The organism is Nocardia neocaledoniensis, from assembly GCF_029868625.1.
GTDB classification, from domain to species: Bacteria; Actinomycetota; Actinomycetes; order Mycobacteriales; family Mycobacteriaceae; genus Nocardia; species Nocardia neocaledoniensis_A.
Genome location: NZ_JARWOJ010000114.1, coordinates 1 through 7473 on the forward strand (window position 1 = coordinate 1; position 7473 = coordinate 7473).

5 protein-coding genes and 1 pseudogene are annotated in these 7473 nt (G+C 67.2%); 3 read left to right on the forward strand and 3 right to left on the reverse strand.

What is annotated here, in order from left to right; translation table 11 throughout:
* Window positions 1-195 precede the first annotated feature (195 nt).
* Complete coding sequence (locus tag QH270_RS07765; RefSeq protein ID WP_280339814.1) at window positions 196-4149, forward strand: DNA-directed RNA polymerase subunit beta'; 3954 nt, start codon at window positions 196-198, stop codon at window positions 4147-4149.
* A gap of 72 nt (window positions 4150-4221) precedes the next feature.
* On the opposite strand, the gene QH270_RS07770 is transcribed toward QH270_RS07765, so the two are convergent.
* Window positions 4222-4662: an Ig-like domain repeat protein gene (locus tag QH270_RS07770; protein WP_280339815.1), complete on the reverse strand. Its 441-nt coding sequence runs from the start codon at window positions 4660-4662 to the stop codon at window positions 4222-4224.
* A gap of 125 nt (window positions 4663-4787) precedes the next feature.
* A complete protein-coding gene (locus QH270_RS07775) occupies window positions 4788-5621 on the reverse strand; it encodes a formate/nitrite transporter family protein (protein WP_280339817.1) in 834 nt (277 codons plus the stop codon).
* A gap of 158 nt (window positions 5622-5779) precedes the next feature.
* Between QH270_RS07775 and cynS the strand changes: the two genes are divergently transcribed.
* A complete protein-coding gene (gene cynS, locus QH270_RS07780; protein WP_280339819.1) occupies window positions 5780-6229 on the forward strand; it encodes a cyanase in 450 nt (149 codons plus the stop codon).
* A 1-nt stretch (window position 6230) separates the two neighbouring features.
* On the opposite strand, the gene QH270_RS07785 is transcribed toward cynS, so the two are convergent.
* A complete protein-coding gene (locus QH270_RS07785; protein WP_280339820.1) occupies window positions 6231-7226 on the reverse strand; it encodes an EamA family transporter in 996 nt (331 codons plus the stop codon).
* A 38-nt stretch (window positions 7227-7264) separates the two neighbouring features.
* Between QH270_RS07785 and QH270_RS07790 the strand changes: the two are divergent.
* Window positions 7265-7473 (forward strand): annotated as a pseudogene (locus QH270_RS07790) (CGNR zinc finger domain-containing protein); the annotation flags it as partial.

Genomic DNA, 7473 nt, shown 5'->3' on the forward strand with positions numbered 1-7473 from the left:
CCCCGTGCGTGTTGGGCCCCGGCCCGGCCCACCCCCGCCAACCCACCCCCCCCCAACCCCCCCCCCCCCCGGCCTATTTTTCCCACATCTTGTTTGGCGCGGGGGCGGGTGTGGGGGCCCCCCCCCCCGGACCCGCGATCGGTAACTAGTGAACTTTTTGCTCGAATTCGACCCGAACAGGGGAAAGGAAGTTACGTGCTAGACGTCAACTTCTTCGATGAACTCCGGATCGGCCTGGCCACCGCTGAAGACATCCGCCAGTGGAGCTATGGCGAGGTCAAGAAGCCGGAGACCATCAACTACCGCACGCTCAAGCCGGAGAAGGACGGGCTCTTCTGCGAGAAGATCTTCGGCCCCACCCGGGACTGGGAGTGCTACTGCGGCAAGTACAAGCGCGTCCGCTTCAAGGGCATCATCTGTGAGCGCTGTGGCGTCGAGGTGACTCGCGCCAAGGTGCGTCGTGAGCGCATGGGCCACATCGAGCTGGCCGCACCGGTCACCCACATCTGGTACTTCAAGGGCGTTCCGTCGCGCCTGGGCTACCTGCTGGATCTGGCGCCGAAGGATCTCGAGAAGATCATCTACTTCGCCGCCTACGTCATCGTCGGTGTCGACGAGGAGCTGCGCCACAACGAGCTCAGCACCCTCGAGGCCGAGATGGAGGTCGAGAAGAAGGCTGTCGCCGATCAGCGCGACGCCGACCTCGAGGCCCGCGCGCAGAAGCTCGAGGCCGACCTGGCCGAGCTGGAGGCCGAGGGCGCCAAGTCCGACGTCCGCCGCAAGGTCAAGGACGGCGGCGAGCGCGAGATGCGTCAGCTGCGCGACCGCGCCCAGCGTGAGCTGGATCGTCTCGACGAGATCTGGACCACCTTCACCAAGCTGGCCGTCAAGCAGCTCATCGTCGACGAGGTGCTCTACCGCGAGCTCGTCGACCGCTACGGCGAGTACTTCACCGGCGCCATGGGTGCGGAGTCCATCCAGAAGCTGATGGAGAACTTCGACATCGACGCCGAGGCGGAGTCGCTGCGCGAGACCATCCGCAGCGGCAAGGGCCAGAAGAAGCTGCGCGCGCTCAAGCGCCTCAAGGTCGTCGCGGCCTTCCAGGCCAACGGCAACTCGCCCATGGGCATGGTGCTCGACGCGGTTCCGGTGATCCCGCCGGAGCTGCGCCCGATGGTTCAGCTCGACGGTGGCCGCTTCGCCACCTCCGACCTGAACGACCTGTACCGCCGCGTGATCAACCGCAACAACCGCCTCAAGCGACTGATCGATCTGGGCGCGCCCGAGATCATCGTCAACAACGAGAAGCGGATGCTGCAGGAGTCCGTCGACGCGCTGTTCGACAACGGCCGTCGTGGCCGTCCGGTCACCGGACCGGGTAACCGCCCGCTGAAGTCGCTGAGCGATCTGCTCAAGGGCAAGCAGGGTCGTTTCCGTCAGAACCTGCTCGGCAAGCGTGTCGACTACTCGGGCCGTTCGGTCATCGTCGTCGGTCCGCAGCTCAAGCTGCACCAGTGTGGTCTGCCGAAGCTGATGGCGCTCGAGCTGTTCAAGCCGTTCGTCATGAAGCGTCTGGTCGACCTGAACCACGCGCAGAACATCAAGTCCGCCAAGCGGATGGTCGAGCGTCAGCGTCCCCAGGTGTGGGATGTCCTCGAAGAGGTCATCGCCGAGCACCCGGTGCTGCTGAACCGCGCGCCCACCCTGCACCGCCTGGGTATCCAGGCCTTCGAGCCGCAGCTGGTCGAAGGCAAGGCCATCCAGCTGCACCCGCTCGTGTGTGAGGCGTTCAACGCCGACTTCGACGGTGACCAGATGGCCGTGCACCTGCCGCTGTCGGCGGAGGCGCAGGCCGAGGCGCGCATCCTGATGCTGTCGTCGAACAACATCCTGTCCCCGGCGTCGGGTCGCCCGCTGGCGATGCCGCGTCTGGACATGGTGACCGGCCTGTTCTACCTGACCCGTCTCGACGAGAAGGGTGTCGGCACCTACAAGGCCGCGGGCAAGGACGAGCCGGAGTACGGCGTGTACTCCTCGCCCGCCGAGGCCCAGATGGCCGTCGACCGCGGTGAGCTCACCGTGCGTTCGATGATCAAGGTGCGGCTCACCGAGCAGCGCCCGCCGAAGGAGATCGAGGCGGAGCTGTTCCCGGACGGCTGGCGTCGCGGTGACGCGTGGCTGGCCGAGACCACCCTGGGTCGCGTGCTGTTCAACGATCTGCTTCCGGCGGACTACGCGTTCATCAACGAGCCGATGCCGAAGAAGCGGCAGGCCACGATCATCAACGATCTGGCCGAGCGCTACCCGATGATCGTCGTCGCGCAGACCGTCGACAAGCTCAAGGACGCCGGCTTCTACTGGGCCACGCGTTCGGGTGTCACCGTCTCCATGTCGGACGTGCTCGTTCCGCCGGAGAAGGCCGAGATCATGGAGCGGTACGAGGCCATGGCGGATCAGATCGAGAAGAAGTACCAGCGTGGTGCTCTCGATCACCAGGAGCGCAACAACGCCCTGGTCAAGATCTGGCAGGAAGCGACCGAAGAGGTCGGTACGGCGCTGCGTTCGCACTACCCGGCCGACAACCCGATCATCACGATCGTCGACTCGGGCGCGACCGGTAACTTCACCCAGACCCGTACCCTCGCCGGTATGAAGGGCCTGGTGACGAACCCGAAGGGTGAGTTCATCCCGCGCCCGATCAAGTCCTCCTTCCGTGAGGGCCTGACCGTGCTCGAGTACTTCATCAACACCCACGGTGCTCGTAAGGGTCTGGCCGATACCGCGCTGCGTACCGCCGACTCGGGTTACCTGACCCGTCGTCTGGTCGACGTCTCGCAGGATGTCATCGTGCGCGAGCACGACTGTGGCACCGAGCGCGGCATCGTCGTGCCGATCGCGGAGAAGCAGGCCGACGGCTCGCTCATCCGGGACGCGCACGTCGAGACCTCGACCTACGCGCGCACCCTGGCGACCGACGCGGTCGACGAGAAGGGCAACGTCATCGTGGCCAAGGGCGCCGATCTCGGCGACCCGGCCCTGGAGGCGCTGCTCGAGGCCGGCATCACCGAGGTGAAGGTCCGCTCCGTGCTGACCTGCACCACCGGTACCGGCGTCTGCGCCACCTGCTACGGCCGCTCGATGGCCACCGGCAAGCTGGTCGACATCGGCGAGGCCGTCGGCATCGTCGCCGCCCAGTCCATCGGTGAGCCGGGTACCCAGCTGACCATGCGTACCTTCCACCAGGGTGGTGTCGCGGGTGACGACATCACCGGTGGTCTGCCGCGTGTCCAGGAGCTCTTCGAGGCCCGTGTCCCCAAGGGCAAGGCGCCGATCGCGGAGGTCTCGGGCCGGGTGCGCCTCGAGGACGACGACCGCTTCTACAAGATCACGATCATCCCTGATGACGGGTCCGAGGAAGTCGTCTACGACAAGCTCTCGAAGCGTCAGCGTCTGCGGGTGTTCAAGCACGACGACGGCACCGAGCGCCTGCTGGCCGACGGTGACCACGTGGAGGTGGGTCAGCAGCTGCTCGAGGGCGCTGCCGATCCGCACGAGGTGCTGCGCGTGATGGGTCCCCGTCAGGTGCAGGTCCACCTGGTCCACGAGGTCCAGGAGGTCTACCGCTCGCAGGGTGTGTCGATCCACGACAAGCACATCGAGGTCATCGTGCGCCAGATGCTGCGTCGCGTGACGATCATCGATTCGGGTGCGACCGAGTTCCTGCCCGGTTCGCTCACCGAGCGTGCCGAGTTCGAGGCCTCGAACCGTCGCGTGGTGGCCGAGGGTGGCGAGCCCGCCTCCGGCCGTCCGGTGCTGATGGGTATCACCAAGGCGTCGCTGGCCACCGATTCGTGGCTGTCGGCGGCCTCCTTCCAGGAGACCACCCGAGTGCTGACGGACGCGGCCATCAACTGCCGCTCCGACAAGCTGATCGGCCTGAAGGAGAACGTGATCATCGGTAAGCTCATCCCGGCCGGTACCGGTATCAACCGTTACCGCAACATCCAGGTGCAGCCGACCGAAGAAGCCCGTGCCGCCGCGTACGCGGTGCCGTCCTACGACGACACCTACTACTCGCCGGACAGCTTCGGCTCCTCCACCGGTGCCGCGGTGCCGCTGGACGACTACGGTTTCAGCGACTACCGCTAGTCGATAGCGCGAACGCCCCGTCCCCTTTCGAGGGGGCGGGGCGTTCGTCGTTTCCGGGGGTCGGTAGTTCGGTCAGCCGGCCGAGCCGGTCAGGGCGTCGAGGAGTCCGCCGAGGCCGCCCGAACCGCTGTCGCCGTCGCCGGGGCCGGGGTTGGTCGGCTTGGGGACGACGTTCACGGTGATGGTCTTGGAGCTCACGAGTTCCTGGACGGCTTTGATCTCGTGGGTGCCGGTGGTCTTCGGCGTCCAAGTGATCGTCGCCTTGCCGTTGGACACCGAGACCGGCTCACCGATCTGGGTGCCGTTGTCGGTGAAGGTCACCTTGAACAGGAACGAGGTCGCGGTGACATCGGCGGTCACGGTGTAGGCGGTGTCGACGTAGTGGGTGCTCCCGCTGACCGCGATCGACTGGACGAGCGCCGAGGCCTGCGGTGCGACGAGCACGGCCGCCGCCGCGACCGCACCGAAGGTTGTCAGTCCGACGCCGGCCCGCCGGGTGAGGGTGAAGCTCATGAGGTACTCCTGATTCGCGCTGTCCCACTGCTGTGGGTGAGCCAGAGAGTAGCGAGCGAGGTCCGTCCCGCACGGGAAAACTGAAATAATCGTGCTTCACCTTGGGGTGTCGCCGATGGCGGTGCTCACTCCGCGGCGGATTCGGCCACGTCCGGCCGCCGTGACGGCGCGGTGCGCGCGTGCGTGGCGTAGAGGGTGAGGCCGACGAAGGTGAGGCCGCCCACGAGGTTGCCGACCACCGTGGGGATCTCGTTCCAGATGAGGTAGTCGCCCAGGGAGAAGTCGCCGCCCAGGAGCAGGCCGGAGGGGAACAGGAACATGTTGACGATCGAGTGCTCGAAGCCCATGTAGAAGAAGAGCATGATGGGCATCCACATCGCGATCACCTTGCCCGACACCGAGGTCGACATCATCGCGGCGACGACGCCGGTGGAGACCATCCAGTTGCACAGGACCGCGCGGATGAACAGCGTGAGCATGCCTGCACCGCCGTGTTCGGCGTAGCCGACGGTGCGGGATTCGCCGATCTCGCCCAGCTTCTCACCGACCGCGCTGGGGTCCATCGAGAAACCCATGGTCAGGATGATCGCCATCATCACGGCGACGGTGAACGCGCCGGCGAAGTTGCCGACGAACACGAGTCCCCAGTTGCGCAGCATCGAGCGCACCGTGACGCCGCGTCGCTTATCCAGCAGGGCCAGCGGCACGAGCGTGAAAACGCCGGTGAGCAAGTCGAATCCGAGCAGGTACAGCATGCAGAAGCCGACCGGGAACAGCACCGCGCCCAGCAGTGGCTCGCCGGTGTTCACGGTGATGGTGACCGCGAACGCGGCGGCCAGTGCGAGGATGGCGCCCGCCATGTACGCGCGGATCACGGTGTCGCGGGTGGACATGAACGCTTTGGCCTCGCCCGCATCGATCATCTTCTCGACGAAGTCGGCCGGTTTCAGGTAGGACATGCAACCCCATTCGTAGTGCTTCCAGCACAGTAGTTTTCGCGGCGGAGATTGCCTGCCGATCACTGAAGGTTGCCGCTGCGTAAATAGTGGTATGCCACTATGGCGGGGGCGTGGCGGCGGGTGGCAGGCTGGCGACGACCCCGATCTCAGGAGCCCGCATGCAACCGATCATGAGCAAGTCAGCCGCCGCCGACCTCGTCGTCGCCGCCCGTATCCGCAAGGGGCTCACCTGGGCCGCCATCGCGGAATCGCTGGGCGCGCCGCTGGTGTGGACGACGGCAGCCCTGCTCGGTCAGCATCCGATGACCGCGGAACAGGCGGCCGCGGTCTGCGCGCTGCTCGACCTCGACGAGACCGTCGCCGAGAGCCTGCGGCTGCAACCGTCGCGCGGTGCCGATCCGGCCCAGCTGGCCGATCCGACGATCTACCGCCTGGTCGAGGCGGTCTCGGTCTACGGTCCCGCGCTGAAAGCCCTGATCCACGAGGAATTCGGCGACGGCATCATGAGCGCCATCAACTTCAACATCGACATCGCCCGCCGCCCGGATCCGGACGGCGACCGAGTGGTGATCACTCTCGACGGGAAGTTCCTCGACTACCGCTGGTGACTCACGACCGCACCTCGGGTCCGGCGGCCACCTCGGTGACGGCGGGCACGGCGGGGTCGCCGATCGCGTGCGGCACCGGTTCGCCGAGTCGCACCGCGATCACGCCGACGAGAATCAGTGCGCCGCCGAGCAATTGGATCGGCCGGGGTGCCTCGCCGAGCAGGGCCCAGGCGAAGATGAGCGCGGCGAGCACTTCGTTGAGGGCGACGAAGGACGCGAGCCGTGACCCGAGGCGCCGGGTCGCGGCGATGCCGGTGACGTAGGCGATCGCGGCCGTGACGATGCCGATGAGCAGGATCGGCACCCACCAGGGCGTGCTGAAGTCCTCGAAGACCACGGTGGCGGTGGTGGCGCGCAGGGGGACGATGCCCGCGGCGCCCGCGAGGAGCAGGACCACCCCGCCGATCAGCAGGCCGCCCGCGGCCAGCACGGTGCCGGGCAGGTCGCCGCCTTCGGCCGAGAGCAGGAAGTAGGTCGCGGCGCCGACCATCGAGCCCAGCGCCCACATGACGCCGATCGGGTCGGCGGATACGCCGGACAGTACGTCGAGTACCAGGAGCAGGCCGGTGATCCCGAGCAGGGCGCCGGTCACGGTCGCGGCACCGGGACGTTGCCGGTGCCGTAACCACAGCCACCCGACGATCGCGATCGGCGCGGCGAATTCGATGAGCAGCGCGACGCCGACCTCCATGTGCGCGACCGCGTTGAAGTAGGCCAGCTGGGTGCCCGCCACCGCGATCAAGCCGTAGGCGACGACGAGAGTCAGGTTCTCCCGCAACAGCGTCCAGCGCCCGCGCAACTGCGGAATCGCCAGGGGGAGCAGGACGGCCGCGGCGAGCAGGACGCGCACGGCGACCACGGCGGCCGCGCTCCACCCCGCGTTCATCAGTCCGCGCGCGAGCGAGCCGGACAGCCCGAACGACGCGGCGGAGGCCACCGCGAACAGCAGGCCGGTGCGCATCCGTCGCGCGGTTGCGTCATGAGTCAACGTCGCCATGACTAATGACGGTAAGCAGCTTGCGGTAATGTGTCAATGTGGTTTTCGCTCATGACACCGAAGCGGCGTTGCTGGCGGCGGTCGAATTGGTCAACTCCGCCGAGGACCCCGACACCCTCACCGAACCGGCCCAGCTCGCCGAGTTCTTCCATCGGCACGACTACACCGGCGTGCGCGCCCGGGGCGCCCCCGGACACGCCCCCCGGGGGGGGCGGCGCCCCCCCCCGCGCGGACGGCGAACCACCGC

Coding starts and splice junctions, on each gene's coding strand:
- QH270_RS07770 (WP_280339815.1), bottom strand. CDS start 4,662: ATGAGCTTCACCCTCACCCGGCGGGCCGGCGTCGGACTGACAACCTTC.
- QH270_RS07775 (WP_280339817.1), bottom strand. CDS start 5,621: ATGTCCTACCTGAAACCGGCCGACTTCGTCGAGAAGATGATCGATGCG.
- cynS (WP_280339819.1), top strand. CDS start 5,780: ATGCAACCGATCATGAGCAAGTCAGCCGCCGCCGACCTCGTCGTCGCC.
- QH270_RS07785 (WP_280339820.1), bottom strand. CDS start 7,226: ATGGCGACGTTGACTCATGACGCAACCGCGCGACGGATGCGCACCGGC.